Here is a 21,869-nt window from a genome sequence, read left to right on the forward strand (position 1 = left end):
GGCGACGCCGGACGCCGCCACGCGCACGGGGCCGTCCGACGCGCGTCGGCCGGTCGCCCGGGCGAGGGCCTGGGCGACCGGATCCACGAGCGGCGCGGCCCGCGCGACGCCCTCCCCCGCGACGTCGGCGCCGAGCCCCATGACCTCGTGCTGCGTGAGCGCGAGCGGCAGCCACCCCTCGCCCCGGCTCCGGGCGGCCGTGGCGATCGCCTCGACCACCGCGTCGACAGGGGCCCCGCCAGCACCCGTCGCGATCGCCTCGACCACCGCGTCGACAGGGGCCCCGCCAGCACCCGTCGCGATCGCCTCGACCACCGCGTCGACAGGGGCCCCGCCAGCACCGACGCCGGCGACCGCCGCGCCCGCCTCGCGCAGGGTGTCATCGAGGCCCGCCCAGAGCAGGTCGGCCTTGGAGGCGAAGTAGTTGAAGAAGGTCGCGCGGCTGACCCCGGCGCGCTGGGCGATCTGCTCCACGGTGGTCGCCGCGTACGTGTGCTCGAGGAAGAGCTCGGCGGCCGCCTCCTCCAGGGTCGCGCGCGACGAGCGGCGCGGGCGGCCGGCGGGACGGGCGGAGGTCATGCGCCCATCCTCGCGCACCGTCGTCGGCGGCCTCGCGTATTGTTGGACGCGGTACAGAAACCACCCGCACCAGCGCCCGTCGGCGCGCACATCGGAAGCACCCATGATCCCCACCCCGCGCGCCCGCGCCCTCGCGGGTCTCGGCGCCCTCGCCGCGACCGCCCTCGTCCTCACCGGCTGCACGACCGGCACCCCCGAGGCGTCCACGACCCCGGTCTCCGGCGGCACCCTCGTCTACGCCTCCGGCGACGCGGAGCCCGACTGCCTCGATCCGCACGTCGGCGGCAACTACCCGCAGGCGCTCGTGTCCTCGCAGTTCCTCGAGCCGCTCGTCTCCCTCGACGGGAAGGGCGGGATCACGCCGTGGCTCGCCGACAGCTGGACCTGGAGCGACGACGGCCTCCGCCTCACGCTCGAGCTCCGCCCGGGCGTGTCCTTCACCGACGGCACGCCGTTCGACGCGGACGCCGTGGTCGCGAACATCCGGCACGTGCAGGATCCCGCCACGCTCTCCTCCACCGGGTACCTCGCGCTGCAGGCCGTGACGGACGCGACCGCGGTCGACGCCGACACGGTGCAGCTCACGCTCCAGACGCCCGACAGCGCGCTGCTCGAGTCGCTCTCGCAACCGTGGCTCGCCATGGAGTCGCCCGCCGGCATCGCCCGCGGCACGGACGCGAACTGCGCGCAGCCCATCGGCACGGGTCCGTTCTCCGTCGAGCGCTGGGACCGCCAGCAGTCGGTCTCGCTCGTGCGGAATGACGCCTACTCCTCGCCGCCCGCGGACGCCGCCCACACCGGCGCCGCCTACCTCGAGCGCATCGACTGGCGCTTCCTGCCCGACGCCGCCTCGCGCTACGCGGCCCTGCAGAGCGGCGAGGTCGACGTGATCGACAACGCCCAGCCCGACGCCATCGCCTCCGCGACCTCCGGCGGCACGCTCGGCGAGCTCGACGCGCCGCGACCGGGGGCGTCCAACCGCATCGAGCTGAACTCCGGCCGGGCCCCCTTCGACGACGAGCGCGTGCGCGAGGCGTTCATCCGCTCGGCCGACGTCGACGCGGGCATCACGGCGCTGTTCCAGGGCACCGCGCAGCGCTCGTACTCGCCGCTCGCGAGCACGGAGCCCGCGGCCGTCTCCGACCCCGACCTCTTCGGCATCGACGCCGACCGCGCCGCCGCGCTCCTCGACGAGGCGGGCTGGTCCACGAAGGACGCCGACGGGATCCGCACGAAGGACGGGAAGCGGCTCACGCTGCGCTTCCCCGTGAGCACCAACCAGTCGATCCCCGCCGAGCAGTCGCTGTTCGAGCAGATCCAGGCCACCACCAAGCAGGTCGGGTTCGACGTGCAGCTCGAGCCGATGGACCTCGGTCGCTGGTACGAGGCGCTGGGCGACGACGCGTACGAGCTCGTGAGCGCGCCGTACACGAAGGCGGGGCCGGACGTGCTGCGGATCCTCTACGACACCTCGGGCATCACGCCCGCGCCCAGCGGCTACTTCGCGAACCACGCCAAGGTCTCCGTGCCCGAGATCGACCGGGCGCTCGCCGAGGCCCGCTCCACCACCGAACTCGACCGCCGCAACGCGCTCTACGCCGACGTGCAGCGGCGTGTGATGGCCGGGCACTGGATCCTGCCGCTCTACGACCAGCAGAACCACTTCCTGCACGGGACGGCCGTGCAGGGCCTCCGCGCGCTGCCGTCGGTGGCGACGCCCACGCTGTACGACACCTGGCTCGCCCGGTGACGCGGGGCCGCAGCCGGCCCGTGTCCGCCGCCCGCGCGCCCGCGCTCCTGCGGGCCGCGGGCGCGCGGATCGGCGGCGCGGTTCTCGTGCTGTGGGCGGTCGCGACCGTGACGTTCCTCGCGGTGCGCCTGATCCCGGGCGACCCGGCGCAGGCGATCCTCGGCGGCCCCGGCTCGCAGGCCCCGCCCGAGGCCGTCGCCGCCGTGCGCGCCGAGTACGGGCTCGACCAGCCGCTCCTCGTGCAGTACCTCGCGCAGCTCGGCCGCCTCGCGCAGGGCGACCTCGGCCGGTCCTACGCGCTCCGCGAGGACGTGGTCGCGGTGCTCGCGCGGCAGCTGCCGGGCACGCTGCTGCTCGCGGTGCTGGCGCTCGCCGTGGCGTGGATCCTCGCGCTCGCCCTGGCGTTCGTCTCCACCGGGGCCGGGCGGGTCGCCGCGGCGCTCGGCGCGGGGATCGAGATCGTCGCGGCGTCGCTCCCGCACTTCTGGATCGGGGTGGTGCTCATCCTCGTCTTCTCCACCGGCCTCGGCTGGCTGCCGGCGGTGAGCGGATCCTCTCCGGCGGGCCTCGTGCTCCCCGTGCTGACGCTCGCGATCCCGCTGGCCGGGTTCCTCGGGCAGATCATGCGCGAGGCGCTCCTCGAGGCGCTCGACTCGCCGTTCGCGCTCGCGGCCCGGGCGCGCGGGGAGTCCGAGTCGGGCGTGCGGCTGCGGCACGCGCTCCGGCACGCCGCGGCCCCGGGCATCGCCCTCTCCGGCTGGGCGTTCGGGTTCCTCATCTCGGGCGCGGTGGTGGTCGAGCAGATCTTCGCCCGCCCGGGCCTCGGCCGCACGGCGCTGTCGGCCGTCACGAGCCGGGACGTCCCGGTGATCGTCGGCGTCGTGCTGGTGGTGGCGGTCGTCTACATCGTGCTCACCGCGGTCACCGACCTGCTGGCGCGCCTCGTGGATCCGCGCCTCGTCGACGCGCGCACCGGGCCCGTGCCATCCGCGGCCCCTGCACCCCCGCTCGACTCGTCGACTCCCGCCGGCGCGCCCGCCCCGCAGGCGGCCGCGCGATGAGCGACCCCCGCGCCGAGACGCTGCTCACCGCGGCGCCGTCGCGTCCGCCCGTCCGGATCCTCGCGATCGCCGGCACGGCGGGCGCCGCCCTCGTGGTCGCGCTCCTCGTGGCCGCCGCCCTCGCGCCCGGTCTCCTCGCGCCCGGCGACCCGCTCGCCATCGCCCCCGCGGAGGCCTTCCGCGCGCCGGGGCCCGGCCACCTCCTCGGCACCGACGAGTCCGGCCGCGACGTGCTCACGCGCGTCGTGCACGGCGCCGGCCCGAGCCTCGTGATCGGGGTGAGCGCGACCGCGATCGGCCTCGGCCTCGGCGCGGTCCTCGGCCTCGCCGCCGCGCTCCTCGGCCGTGTCGCCGACTTCGCGGTCAACCGCGTCATCGAGGTCGTCTTCGCGTTCCCCGGGCTCCTCCTCGCGCTCTTCCTCATCGTGATCCTCGGGCCCGGCATCGGCAGCGCCACCCTCGCCGTGGGCGTCTCGGCCGCGCCCGGATACGCGCGCATCATCCGCGGCCGCGTGATGTCGGTGCGGCGGTCGCCGTACGTGGAGGCCGCGACCGTGCTCGGCCGTCCTCCGCTCGTGGTGCTCGCGCGGCACATCCTGCCGAACACCGCAGCGCCGCTCTTCGTGCTCGGGACCCTGGGCGTCGGCCAGGCCATCGTGTGGGCGTCGTCGCTCAGCTACCTCGGGCTCGGCACGGTGCCGCCGGATCCCGAGTGGGGCGCCATGCTCGCCGCGGGCCGCACCTACATCGGCTCCGCGCCGTGGCTGACCGTGGTGCCGGGCCTGATGATCGTGCTCACGGCGACGGCCTCCACCGTGCTCGGCCGCGCGCTCGAGCGACGGGTGCGCGAGTCGTGAGCGGCGGCCCCCACCCATCGGCGGACTCGGCGCCCGGCGCGCGCGTCGCCTCCGAGGCGCCCGTCGCGTCCCTCGCGCTCCGCGTCGAGGACCTGCGCGTCTCCTTCGGCGGCGTGCCCGTCGTGCACGGCGTCTCGCTCCGCATCGCGCCGGGCGAGTGCCTCGCGCTCGTGGGCACCTCGGGATCCGGCAAGAGCGTCACCGCCCGGAGCCTCCTCGGCCTCGCCGGCGCGGGCGCCCACGTGGAGGCGGACGCCCTCGAGATCGGCGGCCGCGACCTCCGCGCCGCCACGCCCCGCGAGTGGCGGCGCGTCCGCGGATCCGGCGTGGGCCTCGTCCTGCAGGACGCGCTCTCGTCGCTCGACCCGCTCCGCCCCGTCGGCCGCGAGATCGGCGACGCCCTGCGCCTGCACGGCATGCGGGACGCCCGCGCGCGGCAGGCGCGCGTCCTGGAGCTGCTCGAGCGCGTCGGCATGCCGGATCCCGGGACGCGCGTCCGCCAGCGCGCCGGCGAGCTCTCCGGCGGCCTCCGCCAGCGCGCCCTGCTCGCGGCCGCCATCGCCCTCGACCCGCCGCTGCTCGTGGCCGACGAGCCGACGACGGCGCTCGACGCGACGGTGCAGGCACGGATCCTCGACCTCCTCGGCGAGCTGCGCGGCGCCGGCCAGGCGACGCTGCTGGTGAGCCACGACCTCGCCGTGGTCGCCCGGCTCGCGGACCGCGTCGCGGTCATGCACGACGGCCGCGTCGTCGAGGAGGGCCCCACCGCGGACGTCCTCCGCGCGCCCGCGCACAGGCGGACGCGCGCGCTGGTCGCCGCCGTGCCGACGGGCGTGCCGCGCGGGGTGCCGCTCTCGGAGGAGCGGATCGCGGCGGCGGCCCCCGGCGCCCCGGCATCCGCCGACCCGGGCCGCGACGACCGCCGCCCCGCGTCCACCTCGCCGGAGGACCGCGGCGTCGCCCTCCGCGCCGCCGGCCTCACCCGCTCCTACCGCGACCCCGGCGGATCCGTCCGCACGGCCGTCGACGACGTCTCCCTCGAGGTCCGCCGCGGGCGCACGCTCGGGCTGGTGGGCGGATCCGGCTCCGGCAAGACGACCGTCGCGCGCCTCCTGCTCGCGCTCGAGGAGCCCGACGCCGGCACCGTGACCCTCGACGGGGCGCCGTGGAGCGGCATCCCGGAGCGGGAGCGCCGCGCCCGCCGCCCCCGCGTCGGCGCCGTGTACCAGGATCCGCTGGCCTCGTTCGACCCGCGCTGGACGGTCGACCGCATCCTGCGCGACGCCCTCGCCGTCGCCGACCCGCGCGGGCCGGACGACCGCGACTCCCCCGCCACGCTGCTCGCGCAGGTGGGCCTCGAACCCGCGCTGCTGCGCCGCCGCCCCGCGCGTCTCTCCGGCGGGCAGCGCCAGCGCGTCGCCATCGCGCGGGCCCTGGCCGCGCGGCCGGACGTGCTCATCTGCGACGAGCCCGTCTCCGCGCTCGACATCGCCGTGCAGGCGCAGGTGCTCGACCTGCTCGACGAGCTGCAGCGCCGCCTCGGCCTCGGGCTGCTGCTCATCTCGCACGACCTGGGCGTCGTCGCGCACATGAGCGACGAGGTCGCCGTGATGAGCGAGGGCCGCGTCGTCGAGCGCGGATATGCCGAAGACGTGCTCCAGCGTCCGGCGCATCCGGTGACGCGGGCGCTCCTCGACGCCGTGCCGAAGCTGGATCCGGGCGCCGCGCCGCGCTGACGGCCACCCGCCCGGACCCGCGGACGACCGTCGCGCGCCGGCGTCAGACGCCCGCGTGCCGGTCGAGGAACGCGTACAGCTCCCGGTCGTCGACCCCGGGGAACGAGCCGCGCGGCAGGGGCGCGAGGATGTGCGCGTGCAGCCGCGCGCTCGGCCACGCGCGGTCGCGCCAACGGCCCGCGTCCTCCGGATCCGCCCGCCGGCAGCACGACTCGTCCGGGCACCGCGACACGCTCCGCGCCGTCGTCTCCCGCCCGCGGAACCACTTCGCGTGCGCGAACGGCACCCCGAAGGAGATCGAGTACTCGCCCTCGGCCGTCGACCCGGTCTGCGTCGAGCACCAGAAGGTGCCCGCGGGCGTGTCCGTGTACTGGTGGAACTCGGTCGTGCGGTTCGTGCGGTCGAAGGCCCCGCGCGCCGCCCACTCCCGGCACACCGGCTGCCCCTCCACCGCGCCCGTGACGTCGACCGGCAGCGGCAGCCCGTCGTTCTCGTACGCCTTGTAGACCGCGCCGTCGCCGCCGACCCGGAGGAAGTGCACGCGGAGGTCGAGATGCGTGGTGCTGATGTTCGTGAGCCGGAGCGCCGCCGCCTCGTGCGTCACGCCGAACGCGTCGCGGAAGTCCTCCACGGCGAGGTCGCGCCTGGCCTTGGCGTCGCCGAGGAACTCGACCGACTGCGTGAGCGGCATGAGGCAGGCCGCCGCGAAGTAGTTGATCTCCAGCCGCTGCCGCAGGAAGTCGGCGTAGCTCGCGGGCTCCTCGTGCCCGAGCACGCGGTGCGCCATCGCCTGCAGCGCCATCGAGCGGAGTCCGTGTCCGCCGGGGATGGACGCCGGCGGCAGGTAGATGCGCCCCTCCCCGAGGTCGGTGACCGAGCGCGTCGAGCGCGGCAGGTCGTCCACGTAGATGAGCTCGAAGCCGAGGCCCTCGGCCATCCGGCTGACGCTCCGGTGCGAGAGCGCCCCGGCACGGTGGCCGACGTCGGCGAGCATCCGCTCGGCCAGCTCCTCGATCTCGGGGATGTGGTTGTCGCGCCCGCGCATCATCAGCCGCTGCTCGGTGTTCGCGCGCCGGGCCTCCTCGGGCGTCGCGATCGACTCGCGGGCGCGGCGCGCGAGCTCGCGGTGCAGGCCGACGAGCGCCTCGAGCGTCTCCTGCGGCAGCGCGCGGCTGGCGGGCACGGCCGGCAGCCCGAGCGAGCCGTAGAGGGAGGAGCGCTGGGCCCGGTCGAGCTCGATCTCGAGGGCCGAGCGGGCGTCCGGCGCGTCGGCCGCGAGCAGGTGCGTGACGTCCACCCCGAGCGCCCCCGCGATGCGCCCGAGCGTCGAGAGGCGGGTCTCGCGCCGGCCGTTCTCGATCATGCTCAGCTGGCTCGGCAGGATCCCCGCCCGCTCCCCCAGCGCCTGGAGCGTGAGCCCGGCCCCCTTCCGCGCGTGCCGGATGCGGCGGCCGATGACGAGCTGGTCCATTCCTTCACCTCTCCGTGAACATCGGCGCTTCTTCACGCCGATTGATCCCCGAACCCCATCCTGACCGGTCGCAGGCTGGAACAACAGACCGATCGACGAGGACGGACCGACATGACCACCATCCAGGACGCACCCCCGCTCACCGCCGCCGGACCGCGCGCGGCCGATCCCGCCGCCGCGGACGCCGCGGCAGCGCCCGCCGCGGCAGCGCCCGATGCCGCTCCCCTGCCGCCCGGCACGGCCGCCCCCGGGCTCTGCCGCGATCCCCGGATCGCCGCCTGGGTCGCCGAGGTCGCCGCGCTCACGCTGCCGGACCAGGTCGTCTGGTGCACGGGCAGCGTCGCCGAGTACGACCGCATCACCCGGCAGATGGTCGACGCCGGCACGCTCATCCGGCTGAACCCGGAATGGCGCCCGCACAGCTTCCTCGCCCGCAGCGACCCGGCCGACGTCGCGCGCGTCGAGGACCGCACCTTCATCTGCTCCGCGCAGGAGTCCGACGCCGGCCCCACGAACAACTGGCGCGACCCGGCGGAGACGCGCGCCGAGCTCCGGGAGCTGTTCGCCGGATCCATGCGCGGACGCACCCTCTACGTCGTCCCGTTCTCCATGGGGCCGCTCGGCGGCGCGATCTCGCAGCTCGGCGTGCAGATCACCGACAGCCCCTACGTCGTCGCGAGCATGGCGCTCATGACCCGGATGGGCGACGACGCGCTCCGCCTCATCGGACCGGACACCGCGTGGGTCCGCGCGCTGCACGGCCTCGGCGCGCCCCTGGTGGACGACGCCGGGCGCCGCTCGGCCGACGTGCCGTGGCCGCACAACGCCGACAAGCGCATCTGCCACTTCCCCGAGGAGCGCGAGATCATGTCGTTCGGATCGGGCTACGGCGGCAACGCCCTGCTCGGCAAGAAGTGCTTCTCGCTCCGCATCGCCTCGGCCATGGCGCGCGACGAGGGCTGGCTCGCCGAGCACATGCTCCTCATCCGCGTGACGAGCCCCGAGGGCCGCCGCTTCCACATCGCCGCCGCGTTCCCGTCGGCGTGCGGCAAGACGAACCTCGCGATGCTGACGCCCACCATCCCCGGCTGGACGGTCGAGACGCTCGGCGACGACATCGCCTGGCTGCGCCCGGACGTGCAGGGCCGCCTCCGCGCCGTGAACCCCGAGCGCGGCCTCTTCGGCGTCGCGCCCGGCACCGGCGCGGCGACGAACCCCGTCGCCATGGACACGATCTGGGGCAACGCGATCTACACGAACGTCGCCCTCCGCCCCGACGGCGACGTGTGGTGGGAGGGCATGACCCCCACGCCGCCCGCCGGGCTCGTCGACTGGCAGGGGCAGCCGTGGTCACCCGCCTCCGGCACGCCCGCCGCGCACCCGAACGCGCGCTTCACCGTGGGGATCGAGCAGTGCCCGACGCTCGCCGACGACTGGGACGACCCCGACGGCGTGGTGGTGGACGCGATCCTCTTCGGCGGGCGCCGGGCGACCAACGTCCCGCTCGTGGCCGAGGCCGACGACTGGGAGCACGGCGTCTTCGTCGGCGCGACCATGGCCTCGGAGCGCACCGCCGCGGCGGAGGGCCGGGTGGGCGAGCTCCGCCACGACCCCTTCGCGATGCAGCCCTTCGTCGGCTACGACATGGCCGACCACTGGCGGCACTGGCTCGATGTCGGCGCGGGACTCGGCGCCGGCGCCCCGCGGGTCTTCCAGGTGAACTGGTTCCGCAGGGGCGACGACGGCTCCTTCCTCTGGCCGGGCTTCGGCGAGAACGCGCGCGTGCTCGAGTGGGTCGTCCGCCGCGTCGAGGGCCGCGTGGACGTCCGGCCGAGCCCGGTCGGCGGCCTGCCCCTCCCGGACGACCTGGACGTCGCCGGGCTCGACCTGGCGGAGGGCGCGCTCGACGAGCTGCTGGCGCTGGATCCGGGCTCCTGGCTGGAGGAGCTCGACGCCGTGGATGCGCACTTCGCGCGCTTCGGCGGCCGGGTCCCCGACGAGCTGACGGCCCGCATCGACGCCATGCGCCGGGCGTTCCGCGCCGCCCGGGAGGACGCCGACGCCTGATGCCCGCGCCGGATGCGGGGCCCGCGACGGTCCCCGCATCCGGCCGTCGCGCCCCCATCCGGTAGCCTGATCCCCGCACAGAAGGCACCTCACCATCGACACGGTGCCGTCCACATCGAGGGAACCGGAGCACGCATGGCTGACGAACGACGTCCGGACACCGCGCAGGAGGCGACCGGCCAGGTCGCCCGGGTCCCCGACAAGCCGGCCCTCGAGGGCCTCGAGGCCAAGTGGGGCGACCGCTGGCAGGCCGACGGCACGTACGACTTCCGCCGCGACGAGGCCGCCGCGGGCACCGTCTTCTCCATCGACACCCCGCCGCCCACGGCGAGCGGCTCCCTCCACATCGGCCACGTCTTCAGCTACACGCACACCGACGTGATCGCCCGGTACCGCCGGATGCGCGGCGAGAGCGTCTTCTACCCGCTCGGCTGGGACGACAACGGCCTCCCCACCGAGCGCCGCGTGCAGAACTTCTACGGCGTCCGCTGCGACCCCACGCTCCCCTACGACCCGTCCTTCCAGCCCGCCGAGACCGGCGGCACGTCCAAGCCGGGCGACCAGCGGCCGATCTCCCGCCGCAACTTCATCGAGCTGTGCGAGCGCCTCACCGAGGAGGACGAGAAGCAGTTCGAGGACCTCTTCCGCACGCTCGGCCTCAGCGTCGACTGGCGCCAGAGCTACCGCACCATCGGCCAGGAGGCGCAGGTCGCGTCGCAGCGCGCCTTCCTCCGCAACCTCGCCCGCGGCGAGGCGTACCAGGCCGACGCCCCCACGCTCTGGGACGTCACCTTCCGCACCGCGGTCGCGCAGGCCGAGCTGGAGGACCGCGAGCAGCCGAGCGCGTACCACCGCCTCGCGTTCCACCGCTCCGGCGGCGACGACGTGATCATCGACACCACGCGCCCCGAGCTCCTCGCGGCCTGCGTCGCCCTCGTCGCGCACCCCGACGACGAGCGCTACCAGGGCCTGTTCGGCACGAACGTCACGACACCCGTCTTCGGCGTCGAGGTGCCCGTGCTCGCGCACCACCTCGCGCAGCCCGACAAGGGATCCGGCATCGCCATGGTCTGCACCTTCGGCGACCTCAACGACGTCGTCTGGTGGCGCGAGCTGCAGCTCGAGAACCGCGCGATCGTGGGCTTCGACGGCCGCATCGTCTCCGAGGCGCCCGCCGCCATCACGTCCGAGGCGGGCCGCGAGGCGTACGCCGCCCTCGCCGGCAAGACCGTCTTCTCCGCGAAGGCCGCGATGGTCGAGCTCCTCACCGAGTCCGGCGAGCTCCTCGGCGAGCCGCGCAAGATCACACACCCCGTCAAGTTCTACGAGAAGGGCGACAAGCCCCTCGAGATCGTCTCGACCCGCCAGTGGTACATCCGCAACGGCGGCCGCGACGAGGAGCTGCGCGAGCGCCTCCTCGGCCGCGGCCGCGAGATCGGGTTCGTGCCCGACTTCATGCGCGTCCGGTACGAGAACTGGGTCGGCGGCCTCAACGGCGACTGGCTCGTCTCGCGCCAGCGCTTCTTCGGCGTGCCGCTGCCCGTGTGGTACCCGCTCGACGCCGACGGCAACCCGGAGTTCGACAAGGCGATCACCCCGACGGAGGACCAGCTTCCCGTCGACCCGTCGTCGGATCCCGCCCCCGGCTACACGGAGGACCAGCGCGGCGTCCCCGGCGGCTTCCAGGGCGAGCTCGACGTCATGGACACGTGGGCCACCTCGTCCCTCACCCCGCAGCTCGCGGGCGGCTGGGAGCGCGACCCGGAGCTGTTCGACCTCGTCTTCCCGTTCTCGATGCGCCCGCAGGGCCAGGACATCATCCGCACGTGGCTCTTCTCCACGGTGCTGCGCGCGGAGCTGGAGCACGGCCAGGCGCCGTGGAGGACGGCCGCGATCTCCGGCTGGATCCTCGACCCCGACCGCAAGAAGATGTCGAAGTCGAAGGGCAACGTCGTGACGCCCGCGGCCACGCTCGAGCAGTTCGGCTCCGATGCCGTGCGCTACTGGGCCGCGTCCGCGCGCCTCGGGGTGGACGCCGCGATGGACCCGCAGAACCCGACGCAGATCAAGATCGGCCGTCGCCTCGCGATCAAGGTCCTCAACGCGGCGAAGTTCATCCTCTCCTTCGAGGCGCCGGAGGGCGCCCGGGCCACGCACGCCATCGACGTGGGGATGCTCGCCGCCCTCGCCGAGGTCGTCGAGACCGCCACCACGGCGCTCGAGGAGTACGACCACGCCCGCGCGCTCGAGGTCACGGAGAGCTTCTTCTGGACCTTCTGCGACGACTACCTGGAGCTCGTCAAGGACCGCGCGTACTCGGCCGACGCCGACCCGGCCGACCGGGGATCCGCGGTCGCGGCCCTCCGCGAGGCGCTCGACGTGCTGCTGCGCCTGTTCGCGCCGTTCGTGCCGTTCGCGGCCGAGGAGGCGTGGAGCTGGTCGCACGACGGCTCGATCCACACCGCGTCCTGGCCGACCGCGCCGATCCCGGATGCGCCTGCGACCGGCGGCGCCGCCGACCCGCGCCTTCTCGCGCTCGCCGGCCGCGCGCTCGTGGGCATCCGCCGCGCCAAGACCGACGCGAAGGCCTCGCAGAAGACGCCGGTCGCCGAGGCCGTCGTGTCCGCGTCCGCCGACGACATCCGCTCGCTCGAGCTCGTGGCCGAGGACCTCCGCGCCGTGGGCCGCATCACCGACCTGACCTTCACCGAGGGGGACGGCCCCGCCGTCACCCGCATCACGCTCGCGACCGCCGAGCAGCACGAGGAGACCGACGCATGACCATCTCGATCCGCCCCGTCCGCGACGGCGACTTCTTCCCCTGGTTCGACCTGTTCGCCGGCTACGCCGAGTCCTACGGCACCGAGCTGACGGACGAGGCGGCCGTGCTCGCCTGGAGCCGCCTCATCGACGACGCGCACGCGAGCACCGCGCTCGTCGCCGTCGACGACGCGCACGAGGGCGCCCTCGTCGGCCTCGCGCACTTCCACCGCTTCGCGAGGCTCGCGCGCGGCACCGACGGCCTGCTGGTCGACGACCTCTACGTGCGCGAGATCTCGCGCCGCCAGGGCGTCGGCGAGCAGCTCATCGGCGCGGTCGCCGAGGTCGCGCGCCGCGACGGCGCGAGCATGCTCCGCTGGATCACCGCCGAGGACAACGCCGACGCGCAGCGCCTCTACGACCGGGTCGCCCGCCGCACCACGTGGGTCACCTACGAGCAGGACGTCTGATGCAGCTCGGCACGCGCTGGCCCGTCGGCGGCACCGCCCCGGCGGAGCTCCCCGAGGTCGTGCTCCTCGCCGTGAAGACCGTCGAGTCCGACGTCGTCGCGCTCGATGCGGACACGTCCCAGTGGCGCTGGACCCTCACCTGGCTCGAGCGGAAGCCCGTGGTCGAGCTCGACGACGGCACCGTGATCCGCTATGACCCGATCGAGGACGCGGCCACCATCACGATCCCCGGCGAGAGCACCGACGACCCGTTCGACGACTGACGCGTCGCCGCGACGCGGAGACGCCGCACGAGGAGGCCCGCCCGACCACGCGTCCGGCGGGCCTCCTCGCGTCCGGAGACGGGGACGGGGACGGGGGCGGCGGCGGCGGCGCCGGGTCAGCGGCGCGCGAGGATCTCCCCGTGCGGCATCGCCAGGAACCCGTCGGCGTCCGCCGCCCACTCCTGCCAGCCGGCCCGGATGGCCTGCAGGTCGTCGTCGGAGGCGAAGCCGCCCTCGAGCGCCTGACCGGCGAAGGAGGAGGCGACGGCGCGGTCGGCCCACGCGCCTCCCCACCACGCGCGCTCGTCGTCGGAGGAGAAGCACCACACGGACGCGCTGGACGCGACGTCGGTGAAGCCGGCCCGGTGCGCCCAGGCCTTGAGCCGGGATCCGGCGTCGGGCTCGCCGCCGTTGGCCCGGTGCACCGGGAGGTAGACGTCGGCCCAGAGCCGCAGCCCGTCCGTCTCGGGGAAGAGCGCGACCTTCGAGTAGACGACGTCGCGGGCGGCCACGAGCCCGCCGGGACGCGTGACGCGCCGCATCTCGGCCAGCGCCCGCACGGGGTCGCCGACGTGCTGGAGGACCTGGTGCGCGTGCACGACGTCGAACGACGCGTCGGCGTAGGGCAGCTCGTACACGGATCCGGAGACGAACTCGACGTTCGCCGTGCCCTGCTGCTCCGCGAGGGCGACGGCCTGCCGCACGACCTCCTCGGACATGTCGATCCCCACCACGCGCCCGGGAGCGACGATGCGCGCGAGCTCCACCGTGATGGTCCCGGGCCCGCTGCCCACGTCCAGCACGTCGAGCCCGGCCCGCAGATGCGGTTCGAGGTAGGCGGCGGAGTTCCGGACGGTGCGTGCGCTGTGCACGCGGAGGACGCTCTCGTGGTGGCCGTGGGTGTATCGCTCGCTGTTCACCCTCCGAGCCTAGGTCGGCGCCCGGCCTAGGCTCGCTGTATGACGACGCCCCCGAACCCCTTCCTCGAGCCGAGCCCCCTGCCCTCCGGAATGCCCCCCTTCGACGACATCCGGGAGGAGCACTTCCGCCCCGCGTTCGAGGCCGGGATCGCCGCGCACCTGGCGGAGGTGCGCGCCGTCGCCGACTCCCCCGGGGCGCCGACGTTCGAGAACACGCTCGTCGCCCTCGAGCGCGCGGGGAGGATCCTCGACCGCGTCTCCCACGTCTTCTTCACGCTCACCTCGTCCGACAGCTCCCCGTTCACCCGGGAGCTCGAGGCGGAGATCGCCCCCGAGCTCACGGCCCACGAGGACGCGATCCGCCTCGACGCCGCGCTCTACGCCCGCATCCGCGCCGTGCACGAGGGGCGTCACGACGCGGGCCTCGACGCCGAGTCCGTGTACCTGGTCGAGCGGTACCTCGCCGAGTTCACGATCGCCGGCGCCGGCCTCGACGACGACGCCAAGGGGCGCCTGCGCGACCTCAACCGCCGACTGTCGGTGCTCACGACGCGCTTCGAGTCGAACCTCCTCGAGGACACCAACGACCTCGCGGTCGTCGTCGACGACCCGGCCGAGCTCGACGGTCTCGGCGAGGGCGCGATCGCCGCCGCCGCGCAGGCCGCCGCCGACCGCGGGCTGGAAGGGAAGCACCTCATCACGCTCGTGCTGCCCACGGGCCACCCCTACCTCGCCCAGCTCACGGACCGGGGGCTGCGGCAGCGCATCATGGAGGCGTCGCTCGCACGCGGCGCCCGCGGGAACGCGCACGACAACCGTCCGCTCGTGCTCGAGATCACGCGCCTCCGCGCCGAGCGTGCCGCCCTCCTCGGCTTCCCGAGCCACGCCGCCGCCGTCACGGCCGATCAGACGGCCGGGACCCCGGAGGCCGTCGCCGAGATGCTCGGCCGCCTCGCCCCGGCCGCGGCCCGCAACGCCCGCGCCGAGGCCGTCGAGCTGCAGCGCGTGATCGACCGCACGCAGGAGGAGCGCGGCGAGCCGACCTTCGAGCTCGCCGCATGGGACTGGGCGTTCTACAGCGAGAGGGTCCGCACGGAGCGCTACGCCGTCGACACCGCGCGCATGCGCCCCTACCTCGAGTCCGAGCGCGTGCTGCACGACGGCGTCTTCCGCGCGGCCACGGAGCTCTACGGGGTGACGTTCGCCGAGCGGGACGACATCACCTCGTACCACCCGGACGCGCGCGTCTTCGAGGTGCGGGACGAGGACGGCTCCCCCGTCGGCCTCTACGTGCTCGACCTGCACACGCGCGACTCGAAGCGCGGCGGCGCGTGGATGAACCCGCTCATCTCGCAGAGCGACCTCCTCGGCACGCCTGCCGTGGTGCTCAACAACCTCAACGTGCCGAAGCCGCCCGCCGGCCAGCCGACCCTCCTCAGCTACGACGAGGCGAACACGCTGTTCCACGAGTTCGGCCACGCCCTGCACGGTCTCTTCGCGCGCGTCACGTACCCGCGCTTCGCCGGCACCAACGTCTTCCGCGACTTCGTCGAGTTCCCGAGCCAGGTGAACGAGATGTGGATGCTGTGGCCGGAGATCCTCGCGTCCTACGCCGTGCACCACGAGACGGGTGAGCGCATGCCCGAGGAGCTCGTCGCCGCGGTGCGGGCCTCCTCCGCCTTCAACGAGGGCTTCCTCACGAGCGAGTACCTGGGCGCCGCGCTCCTCGACCAGGCATGGCACCGTCTCGGCGTCGACGACGTCGTCGAGGACGTGGACGCGTTCCAGGCCGATGCCCTCGCGGCGGTCGGCCTCGACGTGCCCGCGGTCCTCCCCCGCTACGCGTCGAGCTACTTCCAGCACACGTTCGCGGGCGGCTACGACGCGGGGTACTACTCCTACATCTGGAGCGAGGTGCTGGACGCGGACACCGTCGAGTGGTTCCACGAGAACGGCGGACTCACACGCGCCAACGGCGACCGCTTCCGCTCCCGGCTCCTCGGCGTGGGCGGATCCCGGGACCCGCTCGAGGCCTACCGGGACTTCCGCGGCCGCGACGCCGTGATCGAGCCGCTCCTCGAGCGCCGCGGCCTCGCCGACTGATCCGCGTCCCCGGACGACGAGAGCGCCGCACCCCTGAGGGTGCGGCGCTCTCGTGTCGCGGTGCCGCGTGCCGCGGCACGGATCAGGCGGACTTCTCCGCGCGGAGCATGGACGCGCGCGGCACGATGGTGGGCGCCGCGTTCTGCACGACCGACTCGCGCGTGATGACCACGCGCCCCACCTCGTCGTCCGAGGGGATGTCGAACATGATCGGCCCGAGCACCTCCTCGAGGATGGCGCGGAGCCCGCGGGCTCCCGTCTGGCGGAGCACCGCGAGGTCGGCGATGGACTCCAGCGCGCCCTGCTCGAACTCCAGCTCCACGCCGTCGAGCTCGAACATCTTCTGGTACTGGCGCACGAGGGCGTTGCGCGGCTTGGTGAGGATCTCCATGAGCGCCCGCTGGTCGAGCTGCGTGACGGTCGTGACGACGGGCAGCCGGCCGATGAACTCGGGGATGAGGCCGAACTTGTGCAGGTCCTCCGGGAGCACCTCGCCGAACACGTCGGCGTTCACGTCCTTGCGGTGCAGCGGGGCGCCGAAGCCGATGCCCTTCTTGCCGGCGCGCTGGCTGATGATGTCCTCGAGGCCCGCGAAGGCGCCCGCCACGATGAAGAGCACGTTCGTGGTGTCGACCTGGATGAACTCCTGGTGCGGGTGCTTCCGTCCGCCCTGCGGCGGCACCGAGGCGACCGTGCCCTCGAGGATCTTCAGCAGCGCCTGCTGCACGCCCTCGCCCGACACGTCCCGCGTGATGCTCGGGTTCTCGGCCTTGCGCGCGATCTTGTCGACCTCGTCGATGTAGATGATGCCGGTCTCGGCGCGCTTCACGTCGTAGTCGGCGGCCTGGATGAGCTTCAGGAGGATGTTCTCCACGTCCTCGCCGACGTAGCCGGCCTCGGTGAGCGCCGTGGCGTCGGCGACCGCGAAGGGGACGTTGAGCCGCTTCGCCAGCGTCTGCGCGAGGTAGGTCTTGCCGCAGCCCGTGGGCCCGATGAGCAGGATGTTGCTCTTGGCGATCTCGATCTCCTCGCCCACGGCCTCCGCCGGGCCGATGGTGCCCACCGCGCGCACGCGCTTGTAGTGGTTGTAGACCGCGACGGACAGGGCGCGCTTGGCGGCCTCCTGCCCGATGACGTACTCGTCGAGGAAGCCGAAGATCTCCTTCGGCTTGGGGAGGTCGAACTCGCCCGTGGTCTCCTCGCTGGCCTCGGCCAGGCGCTCCTCGATGATCTCGTTGCAGAGCTCCACGCACTCGTCGCAGATGTAGACGCCCGGTCCCGCGATCAGCTGCTGGACCTGCTTCTGGCTCTTCCCGCAGAAGGAGCACTTGAGCAGATCCGCGCTCTCGCCGATGCGTGCCATGAATGCCTCCCCGGAAGTCGTGCGGTGTGCCACGAGCCTAACCCGTGCATGGGACATCGCCCGGACCCCTGGGAGGACGGCCCGTCGCGTGGTAGCGCGGCGTCACACGGCGCAACACGCGGGTGCGCCCCAGCCTCGGTCGCCCAGCATGTCCGCATGACCGAGAACTCCGCCACCGCATCCCCCGACGCGCTGTCCTTCGCCTACTGGGTCCCGAACGTCTCGGGCGGCCTCGTGACGAGCGACATCGAGCAGCGCACGCACTTCGACTTCGACTTCAACGTCCGGGTCGCCCAGCTCGCCGAGCGGAACGGCTTCGACTACGCCCTCAGCCAGGTCCGGTACGCCGCGTCCTACGGCGCCGACCAGCAGCACGAGTCCACGTCGTTCTCCCTCGGCCTCCTCCTCGCCACCGAGCGCCTCAAGGTGATCGCCGCCGTGCACCCGGGGCTCTGGCACCCGGGCGTGCTGGCCAAGTGGATCATCACGGCCGACCACATGTCGCACGGCCGCGCCGCGGTCAACGTCGTCTCCGGCTGGCTGAAGGACGAGTTCGTCGGATTCGGCGAGCCGTGGCTCGAGCACGGGGAGCGCTACCGCCGCACGGAGGAGTTCATCCGCGTGCTCCGCGGCCTCTGGACGGAGAAGGACTTCACGCACCTGGGCGACTTCTACCGGATCCACGACTTCACGCTCAAGCCGCCGCCCGTCGCCGTGCCCGGCCGCGCGCACCCGGAGATCTTCATGGGCGGCAACAGCACGGACGCGCGGGAGATGGGCGGCCGGGTCACCGACTGGTACTTCTCCAACGGCAAGGACTTCGCCGGCTTCGAGGAGCAGCGCGACGACGTGCTCGCCTCGGCCCGCGCCGCCGGACGGGCTGAGCGCGTCAGGTTCGGCCTCAACGGCTTCGTCATCGCGCGCGACACGGAGCAGGAGGCGCAGGACGTGCTCGAGGAGATCATCGCCAAGGCGAACCCGGACGCCGTGGAGGGCTTCCGGCAGGCGGTGAAGCAGGCGGGATCCTCCACGGGCGACGGGAAGGGCATGTGGTCGGACTCCACGTTCCGCGACCTCGTGCAGTACAACGACGGCTTCCGGACGGGCCTCATCGGCACGCCCGAGCAGATAGCGCGCCGCATGGTGGAGTACCGCAAGCGCGGGGTGGACCTGCTCCTGCTCGGCTTCCTGCACTACCTCGAGGACATCGAGGTGTTCGGCACGCAGGTGCTGCCGATCGTGCGGGAGCTGGAGCGCGAGGCCATCGAGCGCGGCGAGATCGCGGAGCCCGCGGCCTGACGCGTCCGGGCGAAAGGGAGAGGGGCGGTCGGCTGATGCCGACCGCCCCTCTCCCGCTGTGCGGGCCTAGCGGGCGGGGATCGCCGCCGTCAGGTTCTTGCGCGAGGTGAGGACCTGGTCGATCAGGCCGTACTCCAGCGCCTCGTCCGCGCCGAGGATCTTGTCGCGCTCGATGTCGCGATTGATCTGGTCGCGGTCGCGGTTGGTGTGCTTCGCGAGCGTGTCCTCGAGCCAGGAGCGCATGCGCATGATCTCCGCCGCCTGGATCTCGATGTCGGAGGCCTGGCCGCCGCTCGACTCGCCCGTGGCGGGCTGGTGGATGAGCACCCGCGCGTTGGGCAGCGCGAGGCGCTTGCCGGGTGCACCGCCCGCGAGCAGCACGGCCGCGGCGGACGCCGCCTGGCCGAGGCACACCGTCTGGATCTGCGGCGACACGTACTGCATCGTGTCGTAGATGGCCGTCATGGCCGTGAAGGAGCCGCCGGGCGAGTTGATGTACATCACGATGTCGCGGTCCGGGTCCATCGACTCGAGCACGAGCAGCTGGGCCATGACGTCATCCGCCGACGCGTCGTCCACCTGGACGCCGAGGAAGATGATGCGGTCCTCGAAGAGCTTCGCGTACGGGTCCTGGCGCTTGTAGCCGTAGGCCGTGCGCTCCTCGAAGCTGGGGAGGATGTACCGCGACGACGGGCTCGTGGCGGTGGAGCCGGCGCCGCGGGCGCCGCCGAAGGTGGGGAGTTCCATGTTCTCTTCTCTTACCTGTCTCGAAAGTCGCGGGCTCTAGGAGGTCTCGGTGCCGCCGCCGCCGACGACGTCGGTCGCGGACTCGCGGATGTGGTCGACGAAGCCGTACTCGAGCGCCTCCTGGGCCGTGAACCAGCGGTCGCGGTCGCCGTCCTCGTTGATCTGCTCGGCCGTCTTGCCGGTCTGACCGGCGGTGATCTCGGCGAGGCGCTGCTTCATCGAGAGGATGAGCTGGGCCTGCGTCTGGATGTCGCTCGACGTGCCGCCGAAGCCGCCGTGGGGCTGGTGCAGCAGCACGCGCGCGTTCGGCGTGATGTAGCGCTTGCCCTTCGTGCCGCTCGTGAGGAGCAGCTGGCCCATGGAGGCGGCCATGCCGATCCCGACGGTGACGATGTCGTTGGGGACGAACTGCATGGTGTCGTAGATGGCCATTCCCGCGGTGATGGAACCGCCGGGCGAGTTGATGTACAGGAAGATGTCCTTCTCGGAATCCTCCGCCGCCAGCAGCAGGATCTTCGCGCAGATCTCGTTCGCGTTGTCGTCGCGGACCTCGGATCCGAGCCAGATGATGCGGTCCTTCAGCAGTCGGTCAAAAACACCGGGTACCAGTGTCGGTTCGGCCATTGTTCGAGCTCCCATTCATTCGTCGCTTCGAGTGATGAATCTATCGGAGCGCATCCGCCGCTACGGCCGTGTTCGCCGCGGGCGGAGAGCGCAGCCGCCGCGGGCGGAGAGCACAGCCGCCGCGGGCGGAGAGCACAGCCGCCGCGGGCGGAGGGCACAGCCGCCGCGGGCGGAGAGCGCAGCCGCCGCGGGCGGAGAGCGCAGCCGCCGGACGCACGAGGGCCCGGGGAGCATCTGCTCCCCGGGCCCTGATGATGCCGGCCGCGCGAGCGGCGGCGGATGCGGCTACTCGGAGTCCGCGGCCTTCGCGGCGGCCTTCTTCTTGGGCGCCGCCTTCTTCTTCGGCTTCTCGGCCGGCGCCTCCTCGGCGGCGGGGGCCGAGGCCTCCTCCTCCGCGGGGGCGTCGGCGACGACGGCCTCGGCGTCCGCGTCCCCCGGCTCCTCGGTCACCGCGTCCGCGTCGCGCACGACGGGCTGCGTGAACTCGGTCACGTCGACGACCTTGCCGTCGGCGTCCACGACCTTCGCCTTGTCGAGCACGACCGCGAGGGCCTTGTTGCGCGCGACCTCGCCGACCATGGCGGGGATCTGGTTGTTCTGCTGCAGCACCTGGACGAACTCGTTCGGCTCCATGTTGTACTGCTGCGCACCCTGGATGAGGTACTGGGTCAGCTCGTCCTGGCTGACCTGCAGCTCCTCCTTCTCGGCGATGACGTCGAGGAGCAGCTGCTGGCGGAACGCCTTCTCGCTGGACTCCTTGACCTCGGCGCGGTGCACGTCGTCCTCGAGGCGGTTCTCGTTCTCGAGGTGGCGCTGCACCTCGTCCTCGACGAGCTTCTCGGGGACGGGGATCTCGACGGTCTCGAGGAGCTTGTCGACGATCTGGTCGCGCGCCTGGGTGACCTGGCCGAAGACCTTGGACTTGCCCAGCTGCACCTTGAGGTCGGCGCGCAGCTCGTCGATGGTGTCGAACTCGCTGGCGATCTGCGCGAAGTCGTCGTCGGCGTCGGGCAGCTCGCGCTCCTTGACGGACTGGACGGTCACGGCGATCTCGGCCGTCTCGCCCTCGTTGTCGCCGCCGAGCAGCTTCGACTCGAACGTGGTGCTCTCGCCGGCGGTGAGGGACTCGAGCGCCTCGTCGATGCCGTCGATGAGGTCGCCGGAGCCGAGCTCGTAGGAGATGCCGCTCGCGGTGTCGACGGCGTTGCCGGCGATCGTCGCGGTGAGGTCGATCTGGACGAAGTCGCCCGTCTTCGCGGGGCGGTCGACCGTGATCAACGTGCCGAAGCGGCTGCGCAGTCCGTCGAGCTCGGTGCCGACCTCGTCGTCGGTGACCTCGACGGCGTCGACCGTGAGCTCGAGGCCCTCGTAGGAGGGGAGGTCGAACTCGGGGCGCACGTCGACCTCGATCTCGAGGAGCAGGTCGCCGGTGAGGTCCTTGCCGGGCCACTCCTTGACGTCGGCCTCCGGGCGGCCGAGGGGACGGATGTCCGTCTCCTTGACGGCGGCCTGGTAGAAGCCGTCCATGCCGTCGTTGACGGCGTGCTCCAGCACGGCCTCCCGACCGACGCGCTGGTCGATGATGGGCGGCGGCACCTTGCCCTTGCGGAAGCCGGGGATCGCGACCTGCTCGGCGATGTGGCCGTAGGCGTGGTCGATGTGCGGCTTCAGGTCTTCGGGGGTCGCAGAGATCGCGAGCTTGACGCGCGTGGGGCTCAGCTTTTCGACCGTGGTCTTCACGTGTGGAGTTCTCCTGTAATCGCGGTACACGCCTCGGCTGAGACGGCATTTCGTCGTCG

Annotated in this window: 17 protein-coding genes; 10 read left to right on the forward strand and 7 right to left on the reverse strand. The window is 73.3% G+C overall.

Annotated features, from left to right (window positions below; genetic code table 11):
- Positions 1-579, reverse strand: a 579-nt coding sequence (locus PED38_RS05860) for a TetR/AcrR family transcriptional regulator (protein WP_270980311.1), incomplete at its 3' end; no start/stop codon positions are given.
- A gap of 103 nt (positions 580-682) precedes the next feature.
- Between PED38_RS05860 and PED38_RS05865 the strand changes: the two genes are divergently transcribed.
- The 4 genes from PED38_RS05865 to PED38_RS05880 all read left to right on the forward strand — a co-directional run bounded on the left by PED38_RS05865 (position 683) and on the right by PED38_RS05880 (position 5,983).
- Complete coding sequence (locus PED38_RS05865; RefSeq protein WP_270980312.1) at positions 683-2,329, forward strand: ABC transporter substrate-binding protein; 1,647 nt, start codon at positions 683-685, stop codon at positions 2,327-2,329.
- Positions 2,326-3,390 (forward strand): ABC transporter permease, encoded by a 1,065-nt coding sequence (locus PED38_RS05870; RefSeq protein WP_063072769.1) that lies wholly within the window; start codon positions 2,326-2,328, stop codon positions 3,388-3,390. The genes PED38_RS05865 and PED38_RS05870 overlap by 4 nt, the downstream gene beginning before the upstream one ends.
- Positions 3,387-4,247 (forward strand): ABC transporter permease, encoded by an 861-nt coding sequence (locus PED38_RS05875; protein WP_063072768.1) that lies wholly within the window; start codon positions 3,387-3,389, stop codon positions 4,245-4,247. The genes PED38_RS05870 and PED38_RS05875 overlap by 4 nt, the downstream gene beginning before the upstream one ends.
- A gap of 113 nt (positions 4,248-4,360) precedes the next feature.
- Complete coding sequence (locus PED38_RS05880) at positions 4,361-5,983, forward strand: dipeptide ABC transporter ATP-binding protein (protein ID WP_442870654.1); 1,623 nt, start codon at positions 4,361-4,363, stop codon at positions 5,981-5,983.
- 43 nt (positions 5,984-6,026) lie between these two features.
- On the opposite strand, the gene PED38_RS05885 is transcribed toward PED38_RS05880, so the two are convergent.
- On the reverse strand, positions 6,027-7,454 hold the full coding sequence (locus PED38_RS05885; RefSeq protein WP_063072767.1) for a helix-turn-helix domain-containing protein: 1,428 nt from the start codon (positions 7,452-7,454) through the stop codon (positions 6,027-6,029).
- Between the two features lie 111 nt (positions 7,455-7,565).
- Between PED38_RS05885 and PED38_RS05890 the strand changes: the two genes are divergently transcribed.
- The 4 genes from PED38_RS05890 (at position 7,566) to PED38_RS05905 (ending at position 13,014) form a co-directional block, all read left to right on the forward strand.
- A complete protein-coding gene (locus PED38_RS05890; protein ID WP_270980314.1) occupies positions 7,566-9,521 on the forward strand; it encodes a phosphoenolpyruvate carboxykinase (GTP) in 1,956 nt (651 codons plus the stop codon).
- 135 nt (positions 9,522-9,656) lie between these two features.
- On the forward strand, positions 9,657-12,302 hold the full coding sequence (gene valS, locus PED38_RS05895) for a valine--tRNA ligase (RefSeq protein WP_270980315.1): 2,646 nt from the start codon (positions 9,657-9,659) through the stop codon (positions 12,300-12,302).
- Positions 12,299-12,751 carry a GNAT family N-acetyltransferase gene (locus PED38_RS05900; RefSeq protein WP_063072765.1) on the forward strand — a complete coding sequence of 151 codons (453 nt, stop codon included), beginning with the start codon at positions 12,299-12,301 and terminating at the stop codon, positions 12,749-12,751. The genes valS and PED38_RS05900 overlap by 4 nt, the downstream gene beginning before the upstream one ends.
- On the forward strand, positions 12,751-13,014 hold the full coding sequence (locus PED38_RS05905) for a hypothetical protein (RefSeq protein WP_063072764.1): 264 nt from the start codon (positions 12,751-12,753) through the stop codon (positions 13,012-13,014). Before PED38_RS05900 ends, PED38_RS05905 begins: the two co-directional genes overlap by 1 nt.
- A 116-nt stretch (positions 13,015-13,130) precedes the next feature.
- Here the strand turns inward: PED38_RS05905 and PED38_RS05910 are convergent, their stop codons facing one another.
- Positions 13,131-13,934, reverse strand: coding sequence for a methyltransferase domain-containing protein (locus PED38_RS05910; protein ID WP_063072763.1), 804 nt, complete (start codon positions 13,932-13,934; stop codon positions 13,131-13,133).
- Positions 13,935-13,973: 39 nt separating this feature from the next.
- Between PED38_RS05910 and PED38_RS05915 the strand changes: the two genes are divergently transcribed.
- Complete coding sequence (locus PED38_RS05915) at positions 13,974-16,037, forward strand: M3 family metallopeptidase (protein ID WP_270980316.1); 2,064 nt, start codon at positions 13,974-13,976, stop codon at positions 16,035-16,037.
- Between the two features lie 82 nt (positions 16,038-16,119).
- Here PED38_RS05915 and clpX read toward each other — a convergent pair whose 3' ends face one another.
- Positions 16,120-17,400 carry an ATP-dependent Clp protease ATP-binding subunit ClpX gene (gene clpX, locus PED38_RS05920; protein ID WP_063072761.1) on the reverse strand — a complete coding sequence of 427 codons (1,281 nt, stop codon included), beginning with the start codon at positions 17,398-17,400 and terminating at the stop codon, positions 16,120-16,122.
- A gap of 156 nt (positions 17,401-17,556) precedes the next feature.
- Between clpX and sfnG the strand changes: the two genes are divergently transcribed.
- A complete protein-coding gene (gene sfnG, locus PED38_RS05925; protein ID WP_063072760.1) occupies positions 17,557-18,699 on the forward strand; it encodes a dimethylsulfone monooxygenase SfnG in 1,143 nt (380 codons plus the stop codon).
- Positions 18,700-18,765: 66 nt separating this feature from the next.
- Here the strand turns inward: sfnG and PED38_RS05930 are convergent, their stop codons facing one another.
- The 3 genes from PED38_RS05930 to tig form a co-directional block, all read right to left on the reverse strand.
- Positions 18,766-19,446 carry an ATP-dependent Clp protease proteolytic subunit gene (locus PED38_RS05930; RefSeq protein ID WP_012038151.1) on the reverse strand — a complete coding sequence of 227 codons (681 nt, stop codon included), beginning with the start codon at positions 19,444-19,446 and terminating at the stop codon, positions 18,766-18,768.
- Positions 19,447-19,482: 36 nt separating this feature from the next.
- Positions 19,483-20,070, reverse strand: a complete 588-nt coding sequence (locus PED38_RS05935) for an ATP-dependent Clp protease proteolytic subunit (RefSeq protein ID WP_012038150.1) — start codon at positions 20,068-20,070, stop codon at positions 19,483-19,485.
- Between the two features lie 285 nt (positions 20,071-20,355).
- The gene (tig, locus tag PED38_RS05940; protein ID WP_270980317.1) at positions 20,356-21,810 is read right to left on the reverse strand and encodes a trigger factor; all 1,455 of its coding nucleotides are present in this window, start codon (positions 21,808-21,810) and stop codon (positions 20,356-20,358) included.
- Positions 21,811-21,869: the final 59 nt, after the last annotated feature.

It is taken from the genome of Clavibacter sp. CT19 (assembly GCF_027858075.1).
Classification (GTDB): Bacteria; Actinomycetota; Actinomycetes; order Actinomycetales; family Microbacteriaceae; genus Clavibacter; species Clavibacter tessellarius_A.

Excerpts from the sequence above, each read along its gene's own strand:
- PED38_RS05865 (WP_270980312.1), top strand. The coding sequence starts at position 683 with ATGATCCCCACCCCGCGCGCCCGCGCCCTCGCGGGTCTCGGCGCCCTC.
- PED38_RS05875 (WP_063072768.1), top strand. The coding sequence starts at position 3,387 with ATGAGCGACCCCCGCGCCGAGACGCTGCTCACCGCGGCGCCGTCGCGT.
- PED38_RS05885 (WP_063072767.1), bottom strand. The coding sequence starts at position 7,454 with ATGGACCAGCTCGTCATCGGCCGCCGCATCCGGCACGCGCGGAAGGGG.
- PED38_RS05890 (WP_270980314.1), top strand. The coding sequence starts at position 7,566 with ATGACCACCATCCAGGACGCACCCCCGCTCACCGCCGCCGGACCGCGC.
- valS (WP_270980315.1), top strand. The coding sequence starts at position 9,657 with ATGGCTGACGAACGACGTCCGGACACCGCGCAGGAGGCGACCGGCCAG.
- PED38_RS05900 (WP_063072765.1), top strand. The coding sequence starts at position 12,299 with ATGACCATCTCGATCCGCCCCGTCCGCGACGGCGACTTCTTCCCCTGG.
- PED38_RS05905 (WP_063072764.1), top strand. The coding sequence starts at position 12,751 with ATGCAGCTCGGCACGCGCTGGCCCGTCGGCGGCACCGCCCCGGCGGAG.
- PED38_RS05915 (WP_270980316.1), top strand. The coding sequence starts at position 13,974 with ATGACGACGCCCCCGAACCCCTTCCTCGAGCCGAGCCCCCTGCCCTCC.
- clpX (WP_063072761.1), bottom strand. The coding sequence starts at position 17,400 with ATGGCACGCATCGGCGAGAGCGCGGATCTGCTCAAGTGCTCCTTCTGC.
- sfnG (WP_063072760.1), top strand. The coding sequence starts at position 17,557 with ATGACCGAGAACTCCGCCACCGCATCCCCCGACGCGCTGTCCTTCGCC.
- PED38_RS05930 (WP_012038151.1), bottom strand. The coding sequence starts at position 19,446 with ATGGAACTCCCCACCTTCGGCGGCGCCCGCGGCGCCGGCTCCACCGCC.
- PED38_RS05935 (WP_012038150.1), bottom strand. The coding sequence starts at position 20,070 with ATGGCCGAACCGACACTGGTACCCGGTGTTTTTGACCGACTGCTGAAG.